Genomic DNA, 20,821 nt, shown 5'->3' with positions numbered 1-20,821 from the left:
ACTATTCGTGGACCGAGGACTCAAGAATGTGCGTCCCCGGTACCGGAAAATGGGTCCCGATGACTGGGTCGAACGGCTGATCGTAGGGATGCTCTTCGCGGTATCGGCGATGGGCGTATACGTACTCACCGGCGCACTGATGTCGGCCGTTGCAATCGGCGTGCTGGTCGCCGCCGTCGCGATGGGTGTGGTCGCAATCCTCTGAGACCGGGGGCTCACGGGTCGGGCCCGTGAACCCTCGTTCAGCGAATCACCGGTCGAAGACCCCGTTTTCGAGGCCCGCGGTGAAGGATCCCCATTCCGCCGCACCGAACACCAGCGCCGGGCCCTCCGGATTCTTGCTGTCCCGCACGCCCACTCGGCCCGCGGGCAGAAAGGCCACCTCGACGCACTCCTTACCGGCCCCGCTGCGGCTGCTCTTGAACCAGCGGGCCCCGGAGAGATCCACAGTCATGCTCTGTCCTTTCGTCGCCTGTGCGGAGCCCTACATGGTTACGCTCCGCTACCGCCTCCGGGCTTGACCGCCCAGGCGCTGTCCTTTCCTCGCCTGTGCGGAGCCCTACATGGTTACGCTCCGCTACCGCCTCCGGGCTTGACCGCCCAGGCGCTGTCCTTTCTTCGCCTGTGCGGAGCCCTACATGGCTACGCTCCGCTACCGCCTCCGGGCTTGACCGCCCAGGCGGCATACTCCTTCGCCACCTGCCGGAGCAGATTTCTGCTGTCCTGAACGTCCAGCGCGCAGCGTTCCAGGCCCGCTTGTGCCCGGCGATAACGCTGAACGTCGCCCTGTCTCTCGAGATACAGATCGCCGGTGAACCCCTCCACGTAGACCACCGGGGGCTCCACCGGTTGCCCCTTGCTGTCGCATCCGAATTCCAGAATCACGAACGGTCCGGTCGAAAGTCCCAGGGGGACACCGGCGGCGAAGGGCAGGATACGCAGCGCGACATTGGATCGGGTACTCAGTTCCGCCAAGTGCCGCACCTGCGCCGCCATCACCCTTGCACCTCCCACCAGGCGGCGCAATACCGATTCGTGCAACACCATGGCGATGGTCGCCGGATGCATGCGGCGGGTGATCATGGCCTGCCGCTGCATACGCAGCTGAACGCGCCGATCCACCTCCACCACAGTCTCTTCCGGGTATCCCAGGCGGTTCAGGGCCCTTGCGTACTCGGCCGTCTGCAGCAGGCCCGGCACCAATTCCGATTGGTAGCAGGACAACTGCTGCGCGGATGCCTCCAGGCCGACGTAGACGTCGAAGTTCTCGGGGATCAGGTCGCCGTAGGAGTGCCACCAGCTCTTGACCGCCGCCTGCTGCGCCAAACCCTTGAGCCCCTCGGCGATTTCGGCGGGGATCCCGTAGATACGGCACAGCTCCTGGATGTCGATGGTGCGAATGCGGTCCGCGTTGCCCTTCTCGAGCCGCTGCAAGGTGCTCGCGCCCCACTCCATCAGCTTGGCAGCTTCGGCGATGGTCAATCCTGCCTGGATGCGCCAGTCCCGTAGATAGCGACCGAGCTGACGGCGGGGCAGGGTGGATGACGCGGGACCTTCGGACACGACACGCTCCATTCGCAGTCGCGGGCATGGATCGGGGCTCGACGGCGGGCGAGGGCTTCGTCCACTTTGGAGAATCGTCCTCCCCCAGGTGGATTCACTGCTGGGAATTCGCGCAATTTTGCGTTCTCCTGCTCGAAATTCGCCCGCCTGGCGTCTGCTCATGGTGTGCTGGAGATGTGCCCGGAGCGATGTAGCTAGGCCCCTTTCCTTTCCTGAACCTCCGGGCACTTCAGGAACCAGCGGGAACGAGGAGTGGTCTGGACATGCAACTGACATCCCTCAATATGCACATCGCCGGTCTGTCGCGCTGCCGCCGTGATCCGGGTGTGATGACCGTCGAACAAGCACACGCCGCAATGCAATTGCACCTCGATTGCACCGTGCAGACCTGCAAGGTGCGCCGACGAGCGCGGGCAACGCTGGTCGAGGAGGGACGGTGCGTGCTCGACGAGCGGGCACTGCCATGACCGGCCCCGCACCGGCCCAGGCCGGCCCCGATCCCATACCGACCGGCTACGACCGGTTCGTCCACCGGATGCTGTGGCTGCTGCTCGACGCCCGGACAGCACAGCTACGCCACAAGACGGCACAGCTCCACACCAAGATTTCGCGGCCCGGGGTGTACCGGGGAAGGCCCCCGGCCGCGATGAACGCTGCCGCACAGCGCTTTCGAGCGCCCCGCGCCTAACCTCCGGGCAGCGGTGGCGCAGTCCCCACCGCGTGCTGCAGCGCGGTTCGGCCGCCCGCTCCACAGACGGCGAGCGGCCGAACCGCACCCAAGATTCGGTGTGACGCTTACCCTGGAATCCATCGCACTTGTGCCCGGGGTGGAGGGGAACACCGTTGTTGGCCTTCGAACAGCCGGACAATCCGGCGTGCCGGATCGCGTCACTGTCGGATCTGGACGCGATCCGCGCACTCGAGGTGGTCGAATTCGAGCATCTCGCCTATCCGTATTTCGTTCTCCGACAGCTCTTCGAGCTGCACGGAGCAAACTGGACGGTTGCCGAGGATGCGGGGGAGCTCTGTGGCTACGTGCTCACCGCCATCGACGGTGACGGCACGGCCTGGTTTCTCGGCTTCGCGGTGGCATCCGAGTGCCGGGGTCGCGGCCACGGCCGGGCGCTACTGGAAGCCGCTCTGGCCCAATGCCGTCAGGCCCGTGCCGAGCAGGTCTTCGTCACGGTGAAACCGGGCAATCGAGTCGCCTACCACCTCTACAAGGAGGTCGGCTTCGTCTGGGCCGACCACGAGGCGGCCTACTTCGGCGCGGACGAGCCCCGAGATGTGCTGGTGCACAGGATTTATCATTGATCATGCTCGAGAAAAGCGCTCCGTCGTCGCCGTTCGTGACGGATATGAGCATGCGCATCGAGCGCCACGCCGACACCTACGCCGACAACGTCACCGAATTCGTCGAGCAGCCGCAGCGCCTCCGCCGCCGCGCCACCGAACAGCCGCTGCTGGACCTGTTCACCCGGCACACCGAGGCGGTGGTGGCGACCTACGATCCGCCCGGAATACGCAGGGCCGGTGACAGTCTCGTCTTCGGCCACCTCTACGCGCCGGTCCTCGAACACACCGCCACCGCGGCACCGCAGCCGATGGCGGTCAACCAGCTGCTCGCGGCCCTCATCGCCGCGGAGGTGGAGTTCCGTGGGCCACTGCGCTTGAGCCGCACCCAGAATCGGCTGCTGGCCGAGGCCTACGAGCGGCTGGGCCGCCCACTGGTGCAGGCCGGACTGCCGGCGCACGCCGCCCTGGCCTACCGCCGGGCCGGGAGTCTCTACCGGATCGACGAGGACACCGACGCCGAGGATCGCTGCGGCCTGGCCCTGGCCCGGGCGCGGCGGCTGGCGCAGCCGGCCGCCTGGCGGCGCGCCGGCGGCCTGGTCCCGGATCTCATCTGCGGCTACGGTTATCGGCCGTTCCGCATGCTGTGGTTCGTGGCGTTCCAGCTGCTGGTCTTCGTGGTGGCCGTCATGCTGCGGTCGGATCAGCCGCCGGCCATCACCGTGTTCCAGGTGTTCATGAACTACCTGAATCCGCTGGGCGTCGGCGATACCGACAATCTGCGGGTCGGCGGGCGCGTCGTGTTCGTGATCGAGAGCTATCTGGGCGCGGTCACCATGTCGGTGTTCTTCGCGCTGCTGGTGCGCCGCTGGTTCCGGCTCTGATCCGGTCGGGCCGCCGGTCGGATCCGCCTGTCACCACTGGACGGTGCTGATCTTGGCGCTGCGCAGCGCCGCCAGGGTCGCCACCGCCAGCCGGTCGCGCAGATGTCCCACCTGCGCGGTCCACTGCCGGGTGAAGCCCGGATCGGACTCCAGCCGCGTCCACAGTTCGCGCAGCCGGGGCGGGGTGTGGGCGCCCGGCATCCACAGGTGCACCAGCTGTTCGAGCAGCGGCGCCAGCTCGGCGGACGGATCGCGTTCGGGCGCGGGCCGATCCGCCTCGGACAGCGCGGCGCCCAGGGTGGACAGCAGCCAGTCGTGAACGGCCAGATCCTCGCAGAAGCGTTGTACCGCACCCAGATCCCGGGCGGTCGGCACCATGATCCGCACCGACCGGGTGTGCTCGTCCTCGAGCCGGAACGCGAACAGGGTACGCCCGCGCACAATGCCGCCCACCGGCGGCGCGACCCGCGCGGCCCAGCGCAGCCGGGTGGCGCTGGACCGCACCGGCGGCTCCTGGTCCAGGCGGGGATCGGTGCGCACGCGGGTGAGCAGCCGGTCGCTGACCGAGCCCAGGTCCAGGGTGGTGGCGCCGGAGCCCTCCAGGAAACCCTCGGTGAGATCGACGGCGGCCGCGGCGTCGTCGGTGATGCGGTGCCACACCTCCAGCGTCCCGACCTGATTCAGGTAGTGCGACCAGGGCCGCCGGTTCTTGTCGGCCGTCCGCACCACCGTGGAACAGGCCGAACTCTGCATCACCCGGCCGCCCACCAGGATCGCGTGCGCCGCCACCGTCCCGATGGCGCGGCTGTCCGATCCGGACACCGTGGCCAGCTTGCAGTCCACCCCGACGGCGGAACCCGGCGAAATCGCCAGGGCCAGCGGTCGTTCCCGTATCAGTACCCGCTGCCCGGGCAGCAGTGACAGCAGCGCCGTCGCCTCCCGCGCCGCCAGGCCCCCCGCATTGGGCAGCAGTGCCGTACGTACCTCCCCCAGCAGCACCAGCGGATCACTCACCGGGCGGCCACCTCAGACGTCACCCAGGAAGATGTGGTTCAACCGATGAGTGGCCTGGCGCGGCACCTCCACCGGAATCCGTTCGCCCACACCGCGTTCGGCGAGCTTGGCCTGCACATCGTCATCGAGCTGCAGGTGGTCGAGGATGACCCGCACGGCGTGCTCGATGCCCAGATAGCTGTAGGGCAGCACCGACAGGGCTCGATAGGCCGCGAAGGGTTTGGCCTTCGGATTCAGCTTCACCACCGCGGGCAGCCGGGACCAGTCGCTGGGCCACGGCTCCTCCCAGGGCACCGGTGCCGCCACCATGGCGCCCTCGTTGCGAATCAGACCCAGCCGCAGCAACTGCCAGATGGCGGCCAGGAAGGGGCAGGACCAGAGGATGTGCTCCACCTGCCGGTCGCCCTCTTCCTCCAGGCGGCGGCTCCACAGCTGCACATCCAGGAAGATGGAGTGATTGCGCGCACCGAATTCCTCCGGCGGCCGGTAGCGCGAGATTCGCATGGCCTGTCCCGCATCGAATTCCGAGGAACGGCGACCGTTGCAGAGCCAGCCGGAGTCGACGGTGGGCGGGCGGCGGCCGGTGCTGTCGCGTTCGGGTTCGGCGACGATGCGGGCGGCCATCATCTCCGCCAGCCGCACCGGCTCGCCGACCGGTTCGCCGTCCTGGAACGAGGGCACCTCGGCGCAGCCCGCCTCGCGCGCCAGATAGTCGATGCGCACACCGCATTCCTCCGCCGCGGCCAGCAGTTTCTCCAGCACGTGGCGCGGGTCGGCGGTACGCCGGGCATCGCGCGGGCGGTTGGCGGTGCGGGTCCAGAAGTAGTCGTCGACCAGGAAGCAGGTGCTGACCCGTGCGCCCGCCCCGAATTCCGCTTCGGCCGCGGCGATCTGGGTCTGGACGATGGGCGCCACCTTGCGCAGCTGGGCGTGGATCCGGTCGACGCCATTGACCAGCTCGTCCATATAGAAGTGGCCGACCTCGATGGACAGATGCGAGAGCGGCTGGCCGGCCACGCGATTGTGTTCGCCCGCCTCGCTGTAGTCGGCCGCGGAGCTCATCGGCGCACCTCCACCTGTTCCCAGACGGCGTCGTTCATGAGTTTTTCGGTGAGCAGGCGGAATGCGTCCACGGTCTCGGCATTGGCGACATGGGCGGCCACATCCACATCCAGGATCACCTGTTCCCGGCACTGCAGCATCGGTTCCACCGGGATCTTGCCCAGTATCCCGCTCTCGCCCATGCCGTGCCGGTTGGCCGCGCGGGTCAGGGTGTTGTGTTGTTCCTGCAGCCAGGCGGCCTGGGCCGGGCGAAGGCCGGCGGTCAGGTTGAGTTCGGGCACCGCGGTGCGGACGAAGCGCAGTGAATTCAACAGCTCGGCCCGGTCGTGTCCCCAGGCCTCGCCGACGGCCAGCACGCCGTGCTCGTCGTGGACCAGGCCGCGGGCGGCCGCGATGTGCTGGCGGGTCCAGCGGTGGAAGATCAGCCAGCGGCACACTGCGCGGGACAGCTGCGGGTGACGGGTCGCGCTGAGCGCGAGGGCCAGGGCGATGGATCGGCCCGCGCTCAGATCGATGAAGGTGACATTGAATTCCTGCTCGCAGGTGGCGAACAGCGCGGCGCAGCGATCGATCATGCGCTCGTCGAGGGTGGTGAACTCGGAGCCTCCGAGATCGCCGGGAAACAGCACCAGGCGGCCGGAGGGATGCCGGGACCGGCTCAATTCCATCCGGTCGGTCTCGGAGCGCACACTCAGCCGCGCGGGCGTCCCGTTCTCGTCGAGCAGATAGGCGTGCAGGCCCGTCCCGTCCCGGACCCCATTGTCGATCCGGCTGATCTCGAAAGTGCCGCCCGCGGTGGGGGATCCGAAATCGAAGTCCAGGTAGGCGACCTTGTACCCCTTCATGCTCAGCCAGTAGGCCATATTGCAGCTGGTGACCGAGCGCCCGGTGCCGCCCTTGTCCGAAGAGGAGAACACGAGCACGGTCACACGCTCCTGGTGGCGTCGAACCGGGCGTAGGCGAGCTCGTCCAGTTCCAAGAGGGCCTGCGAGGCGAGACTGACTGCGGTACCGGGGCGCTCGTCGATGAGCGTGCGGGCCCGTTCGAGGCGCTGCTCGGCCAGGGCCAGGGCGGTGCGGCCGGCCGACACGTCGGTCTCGCTGAGCTCCAGCATCTCCCGGTTGAGCAGGTGTTCGGCCTCGGTCAGCAGTTCCATGGCGCGGGTCACCGAGGTCGGCGCCCGCAGCGGCGGTTCCCGGTACAGGCGCGCGGCGGTCACCATGCACTCGACCACGCGCTCGGTGAGATACCAGGAGGGCAGGTGGTTTTCGGGGCCACCGAAGATCCGGCTGGGATCGTCCCACAGGCCGGTGGCCGGTCCTTCGCGGAAGGCGCGCAGGTCGAGGTGGTCCATGGTGGCCTGAGCCAGCGTCATCAGCTGGTCGCGGGTCTCGATGGTGCCGGAGAGCCGCGCGGCCTGCAGGGTGCGTTTCAAGAGGACGGTGGCGTAATCGGAGACCGTCCACAGCAGCAGCGGACCGTCCAGCTCCTCGCTGCCCAGCAGGCGCAAACTCACGCCCGGCGTGTGCATGGTGCGGGCCGGATCGTCGGCGGTGAAGCGGCGCACAATGCGGCCGCGGCGGGCCAGCTCGTCGAAAATCGTTGCGGCACGGTCGAGATCGTCGTCATTGGCGTCGCGGTTGAGTAGATCCTGCATGAGCACCGCGGAGACGATGAGACTGAAGTAGTCCGATTCCTCGCCGTCGGAGGTGCGCCACGGAATGTCCTCGAGCGGCCAGCGCCCGGTGCCGAAGCGCGCCACCGCCGCCCAGTAGCGCTGGGCCAGATCCCAGCGCAGCTGCAGGGCCTCGGCCAGGCGGCGCTGCTGGTCGTTGAGCAGGTCGAGTTCACGGGTGCGCACCGAGGTGAGGTCGTTGATGCCGTCCAGCGCCACCACGGTGAAGTGCAGGTAGGGCCGGGCGACGGCATGACCGGGCTGATCCGCGATGGGCATGTCCACGAAGTCGATGGGCGCGGCCTTGCGCACAATGGCCCAGCTCCAACCACATTCGAACATCATGTCGCCGCTGTCCAGGTCGACGCCCTCCACCTGACTGAGGGTGGCGTCGTTGCGCAGCCGGATACGCACCCGGTCCAGGCGCTGCTGCACGGCGTGCACCACCGCGTCCGGGGAACCACCGGTCTGGTTGAGCATCGACAGCATGGCCTGCCCGGCGGCGGATTTGGGCGAGACCGTATTCACGACGAAGCTGCGGATCAGGCCCACCATGGCGGCGGTGAGCCGGACATTGATGAGCGCGTCGAGCGCCTCGATGCGCGGGCCCAGTTCCACGGCGAGCTTGATCCGCCGGCCGACGGCCAGTTCGGCGACCGGGCCGCTGAATCCGCGCAGGAACTTCAGCGCTGCCAGGCACAGGGTCAGCGACATGGAATAGGAGTCGACGACCTCGAGCGCGCGCTGCGCCGGGGTCGGCTCGACGCCCTCGGAGGAGGCCAGGTAGCTGCCCGCGGCGAAGTTGGGCAGGGCAACGGCGGAGTCGGGGTCGCGGTCGGTGTGACGGTCGATGTACTGCTCGAGCAGCCAGACCACGCGCTCGCCGATCCGCAGGCCATTGTCGCCGAGGGGTGAGAGCACCTCGCGGATGTCGTCGGCGATCTCGTCGGGATGCTCCAGCCCGAAGCCGTCGATCTCGGTCGCCGGATACAGCAGGCACAGCAGCTGTTCGGCGTCGCTGATGGAGTTGGAGCCGTTGCGGCCGCCCCACACCCACTCGCCATCCTGATAACACGCGGTCAGCAGCGACCGCCAGACTCCGAGGATCTGTTCCCGTGGCTTTATTCTCATCGACGCCGTCCCCTGCCCTGTCGTGGCCAGCCTCGCCGTCATAGCTATGAACGAGCGCGGCACAAACTATCATGCGCCGCCGCCCGGCACCGGGTGGGACGCAGTCTCGAAATCGCATCGCGCACAGGGCAATATCGGGCAGATCGGGCGTGTGAGGGCGCGGCCGCCGAGAGCGGGCCGGTAGCGTCGCTGATCATGGATCGGACGGTTCGCCGCGGTTCGGCCCGGCGCAGACAGGCGGCGGTGGGCTATGCGCTGCTGCTGCCGAGCCTGATCGGGGTCGGGTGTTTTCTACTGGTGCCGATCGCGGTGGTGCTGTGGCTGAGTGTGCACAGCTGGAATCTGCTGGGGCCCATCGAATTCACCGGGGCGAGCAATTGGCGGTCGGTGCTGGGTGATCGGCAGTTCGGGCATTCGCTGCTGGTGACGCTGGCGTTGACGGCGCTGGTGGTGCCGGTGCAAACGGCGCTGGGGTTCGCGGTGGCGGCCGTGCTGGCGCGACGCGGGCGGGGCGGGACCGTATTGCGGATGGTGTACGCGCTGCCGTGGATGTGTGCGCCGGTGGCGGTGGGGGTGGTGTGGCAGTGGATCTTCGCACCCACGGGTGGGGCGTTGAACGCGCTGCTGGGGCGGCGGATGGAGTGGCTGAGCTCGCCGACGCTGGCGCTGCCGGCGGTGGCCGCGGTCATCGTGTGGATGAATGTCGGTTATGTGGCTTTGTTTTTCGTGGCCGGGATCAGAGCCATACCCGGGGAGATCCTGGACGCCGGCGCGCTGGACGGGGCCACCGGCTGGCGGCGCATTCGCTGGCTGATTCTGCCGCTGCTGCGCCCGACCATGTTCTTCGTGCTGGTCACCGGGGTGCTGAGCGTCTTCCAGACCTTCGACGCGGTGTACGCGCTCACCCGGGGCGGGCCCGACCACCACACGGATGTGGTTGCCATGCGGATGTATTCGGAGGCCTTCGAGTCCGCGCATCCGGGGCGGGCCGCGGTCATGGCGGTGGTGGTGTTCGCGGTCATGTTCGTGATCACGGTGGTGCAGCACCGATACTTCCGGGATCGGACCGAGCGCGGGGAGGCGGAGCGCTATGAGTACTGATCGGCGGGCGACGGCCCGGGCCCTGGCGGCGTACGCGGTGCTGATCCTGGGGGCGCTGCTGACGGTCGCCCCGCTGGTGCTCAGCGCCCTGACCGCGGTCAAGACGCCGAAGCAGTTCGCGAGCGAATCCGCGCTGGCCACACCGCATCCCGCGACACTGGACAACTTCCGCACGGTGCTGGACCAGGGGCTGGGCCGGGCGGTCGCGGTCACCGCCCTGATGACGGTCTGCATCACCTGCGGGCAGCTGGTCACCTCGACCATGGCGGCTTACGCCTTCGCGCGCACCATCTTTCCCGGTCGTGACGTGCTGTTCTGGGTATATCTCGGGACCATGATGGTGCCCAGTGCGGTCACCCTGGTGCCGCTGTATCTGATGTTCGCGAAGCTGGGCTGGCTCAACAGCTTCTGGGCACTGGTGTTGCCGTTCCTGTTCGGCTCGCCGTACGCGATCTTCCTGCTGCGCCAGTACTTCCGGGCCATTCCGGGGGAGATCATCGACGCGGCTCGGATGGACGGGGCTTCGACCCTCGACATACTGGTGAGCGTGGTGGTGCCGATGAGCCGGCCGATCCTGGCCACGCTCGCCGTCATCACCGTGGTGTCGCAGTGGAACAGCTTCATGTGGCCGCTGGTCGCCGCGTCGGGTCCGAAGTGGCAGGTGCTGACGGTAGCCACGGCGACCATGCAGACGCAGTACAACGCCCAGTGGACGCTGATCATGGCCGCCACCACGCTGGCGATCGCTCCACTGGTGCTGTTGTTCATGGTGTTCCAGCGGCAGGTCCTGGCCTCCATCGCGGTGACGGGGATCAAATGACAGGGATCCGGATCAAGGATTCGACCCGGGCCGTACTCGGTCTGGTCGTGGTCGCCTTGCTGCTGGTGACCGCGGCCCTGTGGCTGGGCCGCGACGCGGCGAGCGACGGGCGCACGGTGGTGCGGCTGCGGATCTGGGATCAGAGTTTCGTCTCCGCGTATCGGGCCTCGCTGGACGATTTCCAGCGCGCCAATCCCGATGTCGAGGTGCGAATCACGTTGGTGCCGTGGGCTTCTTACGCGCAGAAACTGCGGCTGGATGTGGCCGGCGGGATCGCCGACGACCTGTTCTGGACCAACCTCTACGAGGACTACGCCGACAGCGGGCACCTGATGGATGTCGGTGCGGCACTGGGACCGCAGGCGGCCCGAGCCTGGGACCCGCAGGCCGTCATGCAGTACACGCGCGGCGGAAAGCTGTGGGCGGTACCGCAATTCGTGGACGGCGGGACGGCCGTGTACGTGAACCGGGACCTGCTGGCACAGGCCGGGGTCGATGCGGGCGAGGTCACGGCGGCCCGCTGGAGCCCCGACCCGGCGCGGGATACCTTCCGACCCCTGCTGCGGCGATTGGCCGCTGTGTCGGAGTGGCCCTACAACGCCGCCAACGACTTTCAATCCATCACCCTGCCGTACCTGGGCTCGGCGGGCGGACAGCTCCAGCGCGACGGCCGGTTCGCCTTCGATTCTCCGCCAGGGCGGGACGCTTTCGGCTACACGGTGGGACTGGTGGCCGACCGGCTCTCCCCCTCGGCCGCTGACACCAATACCAGCGGCGACTTCGCCAAGAACGCCTTCCTGCAGGGCCGCATGGCGCTGTTCCAGTCGGGCACCTTCAACCTGGCCATGATTGCCCAGAATGCCGAATTTCATTGGGGATTGGCCATGATTCCCGAGGGCCCGGCCGGACGGGTGAGCGCCAACAATGCCATCGGCCTCGCGGGCAATGCCGCCACCCCGCACCCCGCGGCGGTGCGGCGGGTGCTGGCCTGGCTCGGCAGTGCGGCGGGCAACCGCTACCTCGGCATCGACGGGGCCACGATTCCGGCCGTGGTGTCCGAACAGCAGGTGTACCGGGACTACTGGACCCGGCACGGAGTAGACGTGTCACCGTTCTTCGATGTGTTGCGCGGCAAGGAGATCCCGGCAGGCGGGGGCGCGGGCTTCCCGGCCGCCCTGGAGGCGATGACGCCGATCTTCGACGATATGTATCTGCGCCGCATCCCCGTCCCGGACGCGCTGGCCCGGGCGCAGCGGGAGGGCGACGCCGCGGCCGCGCGGCAGTGATCGGCGCTCAGATGCGACTGTGATCGGTGTAGGGCGTGCGCGGGCCGAACTTGGGTTTGCGCGCGAAGCCGGCCAGGCCCAGCAGCCGCACCGCGCGATACCGGTGCGGGCGCAGGGGTTCCAGGTACTCGACCATCTCGTCGTCATCGATCGGCCGACCGAGCAGCGTCCAGCCCACGGTGGCCGCGAGATGGAAATCGCCCACCGACAGGGCATCCGGATCACCGAAGGCGCGCTGGGCGATCTCGGCGGCCGTCCACACCCCGATCCCGGGCACGGTGCGCAGCCGCTGCGCGGCGTCGGCATGGCTCAGCCCGGCGGCCTGCTCCAGCTTGGGCGCGATACGCGCCGCCAGCACAATGGTTTTCGAGCGCTGCGGGCCGACATTGGCGCGGTGGTAGACCCAGGACGGGATATGGCGCCAGGTCTCGGCGTCGGGCATGATCCGCAGGCCCTGCGGGGCCGGACCGGGGGCGGGAGTTCCGTAGCGCCACACCAGTTTCCGCCAGGAGTCGTGGGCGGTCCTGGTGTGCACCTTCTGCTCCAGCACCGCCGGGACCAGAGCCTCCCACACCAGGCCGGTGCGCAGCATGCGCAGGCCCGGATTGCGGCGGTGCGCCTCGGCGACCTTGGGGTGCTCGGGGGCGAAATCGCTGAGGTCCTCGTCCAGGCAGAGCATGCCGGGGAGCACCGCCAGGAACTCCTCCGCGCCCGGGCCCCACGCGCGGGCGTCGACCGTCTGCCGATCGAGTTGCCGCAGCCGGTAGGTGACCTCCCCCGAGGGCAGGCGGGAGGCGTGCCAGTGCGATCCGTCGGGAGTCTCGCGGTGACAGGGATCGCCGAAGCCGCGGCGCAGCGGGGAGATGGTGGCGGCCAGATCCAGCGGCCGATCCGAGCGGAGGGTACGGGCGCGCTCGACAGTCGTCCGATCGATTGCGGGCGGCGCTGAAGTCACCGCGCCATTCTATTGTTAACGCGAAGATCGCAGGCAGCGATGATCAGTCCGATTATCTTGGTTTCCCAGCAAATAGATAGCACTCGCCACTGGAGGTACGCAGCGTGATCACCAACCTGATCAATTTCCTGCTCGGTGTCTGGGGAAACATTTTCGCCGGTAGTAGTGGTTACCAGATTGCGCCCGGCACGCTGTCGTTCGGCAGCTGAAGATGATGGAAGGGGCACCCGCCCGGGCGGGTGCCCCTTCGCCTGTACCGATCATGGCCGGCCCGTACCGATTTGCGGCCCGTGCCGACTACGGTCCGTCCAGCAGGAACTGGGCCAGGTGGCGGGACGGGCGGCCTGCCAGCTGTGCGGCCTGGGTACGACAGGAGAAACCGTCGGCTATCAAGATCGAATTCGCGGGCGCCGCACGCAGTGCCGGAAGCAGGCCGTTCTCGGCGACCGCGACCGATATGTCGTAGTGGCCTCGCTGCATTCCGAAATTCCCAGCAAGTCCACAGCATCCAGTGATCTCGATCACTTCCGCACCGGTGCCGCGCAGTATTCGGCGATCGGCCGCGAACCCCAGCACGGCGTGCTGATGGCAGTGCGGCTGCACCAGCACGGTGTGGCCACTGCGGTCCGGCGGCCGCCAGCCGGGCTCGCCCTCCAGGAACTCCGACAGGGTGCGCACCGCGCCCGCCACGGCGGCCGCCCGCGGATCCGCGGGCAGCAGGCGCGGGAGATCGTCGCGGAGCGCCGCCGTACACGACGGTTCCAGCCCGACCACCACCCCACCCGCGCCGACATGCGCGGCCAGGGCATCGACGGTGGCGCGCAGTCGCTTCCGCGCGCCGTCCAGCTGGCCGGTGCTGATCCAGGTGAGACCGCAGCAGACCCGGGAGCCGGGGATCCGCACGCGATGACCCAGTGATTCGATCAATTCCACTGCGGCACCGGCGATCTCGGGATCGAAGGCGTCGGTGAAGGTGTCGATCCACAGCATCACCCCGGGTGCCGAGTCGCCGGTGCTCACCGGCTGCTGCCAGGAACGCCGAAAACTCCTGTGCGCCACCGTGGGCACCTCGCGACGCGGATCCATTCCGAACAGCCGCAGGCCGAGGCGGCGCAACGGTCCCACCGCACCGAGCGCATTGACCAGCCGGGGGAGCCGCGTCGCCGGCCCGAGCCACCGCGGCAGCCGGCCCAGGGTGTAGTGGTCGATCGGGCGCGGCCGGCGCCGATAGCGGCGGTACAGGGTCTCCGACTTGTAGGTCGCCATGTCGACGCCGGCTGGGCAGTCGGCATGACATGCCTTGCAGGACAGGCAGAGATCCAGCGACTCGGAGACGGCCTCCGACCGCCAATCCAGCGCGCCCCGGACCACCTCCTGCAGCACCCGGGCCCGGCCGCGGGTGGTGTCCTTCTCGTCGGCGGTGGCCATGTACGACGGGCACATGAACCCGCCCGCGGCGTGGGTGTCGGCACGGCACTTGCCGACCCCGACACAGCGATGCACGGCCGCGGCCAGATCGCCGTCGGCGGGGAAGGCGAAACCACCGGTCGTGGGCAGCGGGCGCAGCCCGGCCAGGCGCAGGTCGGCATCGATCGGGCGGGGATGCACGAGCACACCGGGATTCAGCACGGCGTCGGGGTCGAACAGCGCCTTGAAACCCGCGAAGGCGTCGAGGGCTTCCCGGGAGTACATGAACCGCAACAGATCCGAGCGCGCCCGCCCGTCGCCGTGCTCACCCGAGAGCGAGCCGCCGAACCGCACCACCTGCCGGGCGGCGTCCTCGAGGAAGCTCCGGAAGCGTTGCGGCGCATCGGCTATCGGCAGATCCAGGCGCACATGGATGCAGCCGTCACCGAAATGGCCGTAGAGCAGGCCGTCCAGGCCGTGGTCCCGGATGAGCGCCTCGAACTCACGCAGATAGTCGCCGAGGCGGTCGGGCGGCACGGCGGCGTCCTCCCAGCCCGGCCAGGCCGGGCGACCGTCGGGGGTGCGACCGGCCAGACCGGCGCCATCGGCACGGATGCCCCACAGCGCCTGCGCCTCGGCGCGATCGGTGACCACGCGTGAATCCAGCGCGTGCGCGCTCCCGCGCAGCAGCTCCGCCTTGTCCCGTGCCTGTTCCGGTGTCTCACCGTCGATTTCGATCAACAGCCAGCCGCCGCCGCGCGGCAGGTCGGGCACCCCGCCACGATGGGCACGCACCACGTCGACCAGGCGCGCGTCCATGCCCTCCACGGCAATGGGCCGCACCGCCATGATCGCGGCGATATCGTCCGCGGCCGTCGGCATATCCGGGTAACCGAGCGCCACCAGCACGGTCGCCGCGGGCACCGGAACCAGCCCGACGGTGGCGTCCAGCAGCAGCCCGCAGGTGCCCTCGGTGCCGACGAAGGCCTTCGCCACCGACGAACCGCGTTCCGGCAGCAGATGTTCCAGCGCGTATCCGGACGCCTGCCGCTCGAACCGGCCCAGCTCGGTGCGAATCAGCGCCAGGTGGGTGCGGGTGAATTCGGGCAGGCCCGCGAGCACGGACAGGTCCGTGCCCAGGGTGCGCTCGATGCCCATCCCGTCGAGAATCCGCAACTCGCGCACCGTATCCGAGGTGCGGCCCCAGGCCACCGCACGCGGACCGCAGGCATTGTTGCCGATCATCCCGCCCAGCGTGCAACGGTTCTGAGTGGACGGGTCCGGGCCGAAGCGCAGCCCGTGCGCGCCCGCGCGCCGCTGTAGCGCGGCCAGCACCACCCCGGGCTGCACCCGTGCGGTGCGGCTCTCGGGATCGAGGTCGAGGATGGCGTTCATATGGCGGCTGAAGTCCAGCACCAGACCCGGTCCGATGGCATTGCCCGCCACCGAGGTGCCCGCCCCGCGCGCCGTCACGGTCAGCCCTTCCGCGCGCGCCACGTCCAGAGTCGCCCGCACATCGGCCGCATCGCGAGGGAATACCACGCCGCGCGGCGGTACCCGGTAGTTCGAGGCGTCCGAGGAGTACTCGGCCCGGCGCCGCGGGCCGGTGTCGACCTCACCGGTGATCGCCCCGCGCAACGCTCGCTCCCACGCCTCGCTCACGCCCCAACCCTATGCGCGCCATCGCGAGGCTTCGCTGATTCGGCCCGGGGGGCCGGCGGCGATTCGGCCCAGAGGGCCGGCGGCGATTCGGCCGGGGGGCCGGCGGCGGATTTCGCTCAGCGCGAACCTCTGGGCTGGGCGGATGGGCTTGATCTCAACCTTTGTTTAGGTATTAGTGTCGGTGGTGCGGGGTTCGATGGACCCCGGACCGGTGAGGAGCGGGGATGAGTATCGAATCCGTGGCGTGGAATCAGCTGTATCGGCAGATGAACGCGCCCACAGAGCAGCGACCGCTGCGGTTGGCCACTGCCCGGCGGATCCTCGCCTTCGCGCGACCGCACCACCGGCAGCTGGTGGCGTTCCTGGTATTCAGCATCGTGTCAGCGCTGCTGGCGGTGGCGACCCCGGTCCTGGCCGGGCGAGTGGTCGACGCCATCGTCGGGCACGGCACTCCGCGCACGGTGATCACGCTGGCCGCGATCATCGCGGCGGTTGCGGTGCTGGATGCCGGGTTGGGGTTGGTGATCAGGTGGTTGTCGGCGCGCATCGGAGAGGGGCTCATCTTCGATCTGCGCACCGCGGTGTTCGATCACGTACAGAAGATGCCGATTGCGTTCTTCACGCGCACCCGGACCGGCGCACTGGTGAGCCGGCTCAACAATGACGTTATCGGGGCGCAGCGGGCCTTCAGCACCACACTGTCCGGGGTCGTCACCAACCTGGTCACCCTCGCGCTCACCCTGGCCGTGATGCTGCGGCTTTCGTGGCAGATCACCCTGCTCGCGCTGGTCCTGCTGCCGGTCTTCGTGGTCCCCGCCCGGCGCATGGGCGAGCGGCTGGCCGGCATCCAGCGCGAGGCGGCCGGGTTGAACGCGGCCATGAGCACCCAGATGACCGAGCGGTTCTCCGCGCCGGGCGCGACGCTGGTCAAACTGTTCGGGCGGCCGCGGCAGGAGTCCGCGGAGTTCGGGCTGCGGGCCGGGCGGGTGCGGGATATCGGGGTGCGCACGGCCATGCTGCAGACGGTGTTCGTCACCGCGCTCACCCTGGTCTCGGCGCTGGCGCTGGCCCTGGTCTACGGGCTGGGCGGCTATCTCGCGCTGAAGGGTGAGCTGGAACCCGGTGCGGTGGTGGCGCTTTCGCTGCTGCTGACCCGGCTGTACTCGCCACTCACCGCGCTGGCCAGTGCCCGGGTGGATGTGATGTCGGCGCTGGTCAGCTTCGAGCGGGTCTTCGAGGTGCTGGATCTGAAACCGCTGATCGAGGATTCACCACTGGCGGTGCCGGTACCCCCGGGTCCGGTGGCCGTGGAGCTGGACGGCGTCACCTTCGGCTACCCGTCGGCCGACAAGGTCTCGCTGGCCTCCCTGGAGGATGTGGCCACCCTGGACACCCGCGGCGGCGAGGAGGTGCTGCACGATGTCTCGCTGCGGGCCGAGCCCGGGCAGATTGTGGCGCTGGTCGGTTCCTCCGGGGCCGGGAAATCCACCATCGCGCAATTGGTCTCGCGGCTCTACGACGTGGACTCCGGTGCGGTGCTGCTGGGCGGAATGGATGTGCGCGAGCTGACCGGGCAGTCGATTCAGGACACCGTCGGCCTGGTCACCCAGGACGGGCACCTGTTCCACGACACCATTCGCGCCAATCTGCTGCTCGCCCGCCCCGCGGCCGCCGAGGACGAGCTGTGGGATGCACTGCAGCGCGCCCGGTTGCGCGAGCTGATCGAGTCGCTGCCCGACGGCCTGGACACCGTGGTCGGTGAGCGCGGCTATCGGCTCTCCGGCGGGGAACGCCAGCGCCTGACCATCGCCCGGCTGCTGCTCAAGCAGCCGCGGGTGGTGATCCTGGACGAAGCCACCGCCTCGCTGGACTCGACCTCCGAGGCCGCCGTGCAGGAGGCGCTGGCCGAGGCCCTCGACGGCCGCACCGCGCTGGTCATCGCGCACCGGCTGTCCACCATCCGCAATGCCGACCAGATCCTGGTGCTCGAGCACGGCCGCATCGTGGAGCGCGGTACGCACACCGAACTGCTCGCCGCGGACGGCCGCTACACCGAGCTCTACCGCACCCAGTTCGCCGATTCCGGCGCCACGGTGACAGTCTGATCGGCCCGGGCGCTCGGCAGTCTGATCGGACCGGGCACCTTGCCGGATCGGCAAATGGATTCGAGCCGCCGGGTGCGCGCCGATAGCGTCGGAGTATGAGCGCTCATTCGCACGAACAGGCAGTCACGCACGGACATCCGCATTCCCACGGTCACGGACATGGGCACGGCCACGGCCACACCCACGACGGGATCGACTGGGCGGCCATGGTCGACGATCTCCGGCGCGATGACGCCATGTCGGCCGACGCCAATGCCGAGATCGCGCGGCGGCTGGTCGCCCTGATTCCGGCCGGTACGGAGGCGACCGTGCTGGACATCGGCGCAGGCGCCGGCGGCCAGAGTGTGGCGTTCGCGCGGGAACTGCTGGCTCGCGGCGGCGGGAGTCTGGTGATCGTGGACGCGGTGCCGGAGCTGCTCGAGGCGGCCGAGCAGGCCGCGCAGGTCGCGCTGGACGGGGACGATCGGGTGCGGGTGCGGACCGTGCACGCCGATGCCGCGGCGGCGGACTTCGGCGCCGGGATCCCGGCCGCGGATCTGGTGTGGGCCTCGCGCATGGTGCACCACCTGCCCGATCAGCAGGCGGGCACCGCGCGCCTGGCCGGACTGCTGCGTCCGGGCGGCTGGCTGGCGCTGGCCGAGGGCGGGCTGTCGATGCGTTGCCTGCCTTGGGAACTCGGCGTGGGCGCGCCCGGACTCCAGGACCGGCTGCTCGCCCTGCGTGACGCGGGCTTCGCCCAGATGCGGGCGGACATCACCGCGGCGACCCCCATGCCCTACGGCTGGAATGTAGCGCTGAGCCGAACCGGGCTGGCCGACGCGACCTCCTTCAGCGTGCTGATCGATCACCCCGCGCCGCCTGCGCCGGCCGTGCGCGATCGCGTCGTCGCCTGGCTGGGCGGCTTGAGCGAGCGGGTCGGCGAACGCATCGGCGATGATGATCGGGCCACCTTGGCGGCGCTGCTGGATCCGGCCGCCGACACCTACATCGGTGCGCGCGAGGACATTTACATTCTGGGCGCCACCACGGTCTTCCTCGGCCGCCGCTAGCCGCCGCGGCGACCGCGCGCGGGCGGCTCCGCGTTCGGGCACGATCGTGATCTGGCCGTGCCCGAACCGACACCGTGTTGTGGCCGCAGCGGCCGCTCTGACGTCCCGGAATGCCCTGCTATGCGGCATAATTCGAGCTCCCATGGCATAACCCACATGATCGTTTCACATGCCGGGGGAGGAGTTTCGGTGACCCGTACCAAGGAGCAGCGGCAGACGTCCGCGACCCGTGTCGACGATATCGAGCGCATGTTCGGCGCCCGCCGATATCAGCCCACCGCCGACACCCCTGCCATGGAGCTACGGGTGACGAGCGGCACCAAACGCACCGACGACGACTGGATCGTCCCCAAACAGCTGGTGGCCGACTGTGTTTCGGGCAAGCTGGTGCTGGACTTCACCCGAGCCCGGTGCTCACGGCGGGAAATCGACATCCGGGTCGAGGCCGGTGCGGGGGCGATCGTGCTGATCGTGCCGCGCGGCTGGCGGGTCGACACGGACGGCGTCCAGCCGGGCGCCGGCTCGGTGGCCAACCGGGTCAAGCTGCCGCGATTCCCGGGCGCACCGCTGATCCGGGTCACGGGTCGGGTGGACACCGGTGCGGTGAAGGCGCGCTACGCCTATCGCTCGCCGCTCAGGTGGTTGCAGCGCTCCCGCTGACCGTTTCCGCAGATCCCGGCACTTCGGGAGACCATGCGGTATGACGGAGGGGTGACGCGCTGGCTGCTGCACGTCGACCTCGACCAATTCCAGGCCGCGGTCGAGTTCCGGCGGCACCCGGAGCTGCGCGGGCAGCCGATCATCGTGGGCGGGAACGGCGATCCGGCCGAACCCCGCAAGGTGGTGTCCTGCGCGTCCTATCCCGCCCGGGCCTTCGGGGTGCGGGCCGGCATGCCGCTGCGCACGGCCGCGCGGGTCTGCCCCGACGGCGTCTTCCTGCCCCAGGACATCACCAGCTACGCCGAGGCGTCCGAGGAGATCATGGCACTGCTGCGGACCTTCCCCGGCCGGGTCGAGGTGCTCGGTTTCGACGAGGCGTTCCTGGCGGTGGACACCGAGGATCCCGAGGAACTGGCGCGCGAGATCCGGTCCGCCATCGCGGAATTGGAGCTGACCTGCGCGGTCGGCATCGGGGACAACAAGACCCGGGCCAAGCTGGCCACCGGTTTCGCCAAGGCGGTGGGCAAGTCGGCGCGGTCGGCCGACGAGCCGCCGGGGACCGGCACTGGAACCGGAATCTTCCGGCTGACCAGGGACAACTGGGTCGATCTGATGGCGCACCGGCCCACCTCCGCGCTGTGGGGCATCGGCGCGCGCATCGAGAAACGCCTGAGCGGCTTGGGGATCGAGACCGTGGCCGACCTGGCCGCCGCCGACCGGACCGTCCTCGCGGCCGAGTTCGGGCCCAATACCGGGCCGTACCTGTGGGTCCTGGGGCACGGTGCGGGCGACACCGATATCGCCGAGCCGCGAGAACCGGTGGGCCACAGCCGTTCCGAGACCTTTCCGCAGGATCTCACCGAACGTGCGGAGATCGACGCGGCGGTGGTGCGGCTGGCCACCCAGGCGGCCGAGGAGACCCTCGGGGCCGGGCGGGCCGTCGGGCGAGTCAGTGTCACCGTGCGCACCAAGACCTTCTTCACCCGCAGCAAGCAGCGGAAGCTGGCTGCGCCCACCGCCGATGTGGACGAGATCGTGCAGACCGCGCTGGAAGTACTGCATACCTTCGAGCTCGATCGGCCCATCCGGTTGCTCGGGGTCCGGGTCGAGTACGCCATGCTGTGATCCAGGTTCCACCCGACGGAAGGCACTCG

The 20,821-nt window shown here is 69.2% G+C and carries 20 protein-coding genes; 12 read left to right on the top strand and 8 right to left on the bottom strand.

What is annotated here, in order from left to right; translation table 11 throughout:
- The first annotated feature begins 49 nt into the window (after positions 1-49).
- Positions 50-205 (top strand): hypothetical protein, encoded by a 156-nt coding sequence (locus ACIRRA_RS08215; RefSeq protein ID WP_356996053.1) that lies wholly within the window; start codon positions 50-52, stop codon positions 203-205.
- 45 nt (positions 206-250) lie between these two features.
- Here the strand turns inward: ACIRRA_RS08215 and ACIRRA_RS08210 are convergent, their stop codons facing one another.
- Positions 251-454: a DUF397 domain-containing protein gene (locus ACIRRA_RS08210; RefSeq protein WP_356996054.1), complete on the bottom strand. Its 204-nt coding sequence runs from the start codon at positions 452-454 to the stop codon at positions 251-253.
- A 188-nt stretch (positions 455-642) separates the two neighbouring features.
- Positions 643-1,563, bottom strand: coding sequence for a helix-turn-helix domain-containing protein (locus tag ACIRRA_RS08205; protein ID WP_402764701.1), 921 nt, complete (start codon positions 1,561-1,563; stop codon positions 643-645).
- Positions 1,564-1,826: 263 nt separating this feature from the next.
- Between ACIRRA_RS08205 and ACIRRA_RS08200 the strand changes: the two genes are divergently transcribed.
- The 4 genes from ACIRRA_RS08200 (at position 1,827) to ACIRRA_RS08185 (ending at position 3,740) form a co-directional block, all read left to right on the top strand.
- A complete protein-coding gene (locus ACIRRA_RS08200; protein ID WP_040862491.1) occupies positions 1,827-2,030 on the top strand; it encodes a hypothetical protein in 204 nt (67 codons plus the stop codon).
- On the top strand, positions 2,000-2,251 hold the full coding sequence (locus ACIRRA_RS08195) for a hypothetical protein (protein WP_402764698.1): 252 nt from the start codon (positions 2,000-2,002) through the stop codon (positions 2,249-2,251). The genes ACIRRA_RS08200 and ACIRRA_RS08195 overlap by 31 nt, the downstream gene beginning before the upstream one ends.
- A 158-nt stretch (positions 2,252-2,409) precedes the next feature.
- On the top strand, positions 2,410-2,877 hold the full coding sequence (locus ACIRRA_RS08190) for a GNAT family N-acetyltransferase (protein WP_402764695.1): 468 nt from the start codon (positions 2,410-2,412) through the stop codon (positions 2,875-2,877).
- 2 nt (positions 2,878-2,879) lie between these two features.
- Complete coding sequence (locus tag ACIRRA_RS08185; RefSeq protein ID WP_402764693.1) at positions 2,880-3,740, top strand: hypothetical protein; 861 nt, start codon at positions 2,880-2,882, stop codon at positions 3,738-3,740.
- 30 nt (positions 3,741-3,770) lie between these two features.
- On the opposite strand, the gene ACIRRA_RS08180 is transcribed toward ACIRRA_RS08185, so the two are convergent.
- From ACIRRA_RS08180 to ACIRRA_RS08165, 4 genes are read right to left on the bottom strand one after another with little or no spacing between them, the layout of a single operon-like run.
- Complete coding sequence (locus ACIRRA_RS08180; RefSeq protein WP_402764690.1) at positions 3,771-4,754, bottom strand: SCO2521 family protein; 984 nt, start codon at positions 4,752-4,754, stop codon at positions 3,771-3,773.
- Positions 4,755-4,766: 12 nt separating this feature from the next.
- Positions 4,767-5,816 carry an SCO2522 family protein gene (locus ACIRRA_RS08175; protein WP_402764687.1) on the bottom strand — a complete coding sequence of 350 codons (1,050 nt, stop codon included), beginning with the start codon at positions 5,814-5,816 and terminating at the stop codon, positions 4,767-4,769.
- Positions 5,813-6,745, bottom strand: a complete 933-nt coding sequence (locus ACIRRA_RS08170; protein WP_402764684.1) for an SCO2523 family variant P-loop protein — start codon at positions 6,743-6,745, stop codon at positions 5,813-5,815. Before ACIRRA_RS08170 ends, ACIRRA_RS08175 begins: the two co-directional genes overlap by 4 nt.
- Positions 6,742-8,622, bottom strand: coding sequence for an SCO2524 family protein (locus tag ACIRRA_RS08165; RefSeq protein WP_402764682.1), 1,881 nt, complete (start codon positions 8,620-8,622; stop codon positions 6,742-6,744). Before ACIRRA_RS08165 ends, ACIRRA_RS08170 begins: the two co-directional genes overlap by 4 nt.
- A gap of 195 nt (positions 8,623-8,817) precedes the next feature.
- Between ACIRRA_RS08165 and ACIRRA_RS08160 the strand changes: the two genes are divergently transcribed.
- From ACIRRA_RS08160 to ACIRRA_RS08150, 3 genes are read left to right on the top strand one after another with little or no spacing between them, the layout of a single operon-like run.
- The gene (locus tag ACIRRA_RS08160) at positions 8,818-9,723 is read left to right on the top strand and encodes a carbohydrate ABC transporter permease (protein ID WP_402764679.1); all 906 of its coding nucleotides are present in this window, start codon (positions 8,818-8,820) and stop codon (positions 9,721-9,723) included.
- The gene (locus ACIRRA_RS08155) at positions 9,713-10,543 is read left to right on the top strand and encodes a carbohydrate ABC transporter permease (RefSeq protein WP_402764677.1); all 831 of its coding nucleotides are present in this window, start codon (positions 9,713-9,715) and stop codon (positions 10,541-10,543) included. Before ACIRRA_RS08160 ends, ACIRRA_RS08155 begins: the two co-directional genes overlap by 11 nt.
- Before the next feature lie 11 nt (positions 10,544-10,554).
- Positions 10,555-11,829 (top strand): extracellular solute-binding protein, encoded by a 1,275-nt coding sequence (locus ACIRRA_RS08150; RefSeq protein WP_402764871.1) that lies wholly within the window; start codon positions 10,555-10,557, stop codon positions 11,827-11,829.
- A gap of 7 nt (positions 11,830-11,836) precedes the next feature.
- Here the strand turns inward: ACIRRA_RS08150 and ACIRRA_RS08145 are convergent, their stop codons facing one another.
- Together ACIRRA_RS08145 and ACIRRA_RS08140 are read right to left on the bottom strand one after the other, a co-directional pair.
- Complete coding sequence (locus ACIRRA_RS08145) at positions 11,837-12,784, bottom strand: DNA-3-methyladenine glycosylase family protein (RefSeq protein WP_402764674.1); 948 nt, start codon at positions 12,782-12,784, stop codon at positions 11,837-11,839.
- A 297-nt stretch (positions 12,785-13,081) separates the two neighbouring features.
- Positions 13,082-15,853: an FAD-binding and (Fe-S)-binding domain-containing protein gene (locus ACIRRA_RS08140; RefSeq protein ID WP_402764671.1), complete on the bottom strand. Its 2,772-nt coding sequence runs from the start codon at positions 15,851-15,853 to the stop codon at positions 13,082-13,084.
- A 224-nt stretch (positions 15,854-16,077) separates the two neighbouring features.
- On the opposite strand from ACIRRA_RS08140, the gene ACIRRA_RS08135 reads away from it, so the two are divergent.
- From ACIRRA_RS08135 to ACIRRA_RS08120, 4 genes are all read left to right on the top strand, one after another.
- Entirely contained in the window at positions 16,078-17,958 is a 1,881-nt protein-coding gene (locus ACIRRA_RS08135; RefSeq protein ID WP_402764668.1) for an ABC transporter ATP-binding protein, read from the top strand.
- A 95-nt stretch (positions 17,959-18,053) separates the two neighbouring features.
- Complete coding sequence (locus ACIRRA_RS08130; protein WP_402764666.1) at positions 18,054-19,007, top strand: class I SAM-dependent methyltransferase; 954 nt, start codon at positions 18,054-18,056, stop codon at positions 19,005-19,007.
- 189 nt (positions 19,008-19,196) lie between these two features.
- Positions 19,197-19,667 (top strand): hypothetical protein, encoded by a 471-nt coding sequence (locus ACIRRA_RS08125; RefSeq protein ID WP_402764663.1) that lies wholly within the window; start codon positions 19,197-19,199, stop codon positions 19,665-19,667.
- Between the two features lie 51 nt (positions 19,668-19,718).
- Positions 19,719-20,792, top strand: coding sequence for a DNA polymerase IV (locus tag ACIRRA_RS08120; protein WP_402764869.1), 1,074 nt, complete (start codon positions 19,719-19,721; stop codon positions 20,790-20,792).
- Positions 20,793-20,821 lie beyond the last annotated feature (29 nt).

It is taken from the genome of Nocardia sp. NPDC101769 (assembly GCF_044766925.1).
Taxonomy (GTDB): Bacteria; Actinomycetota; Actinomycetes; order Mycobacteriales; family Mycobacteriaceae; genus Nocardia.
This window is presented reverse-complemented; position numbering and strand designations above follow the sequence as displayed.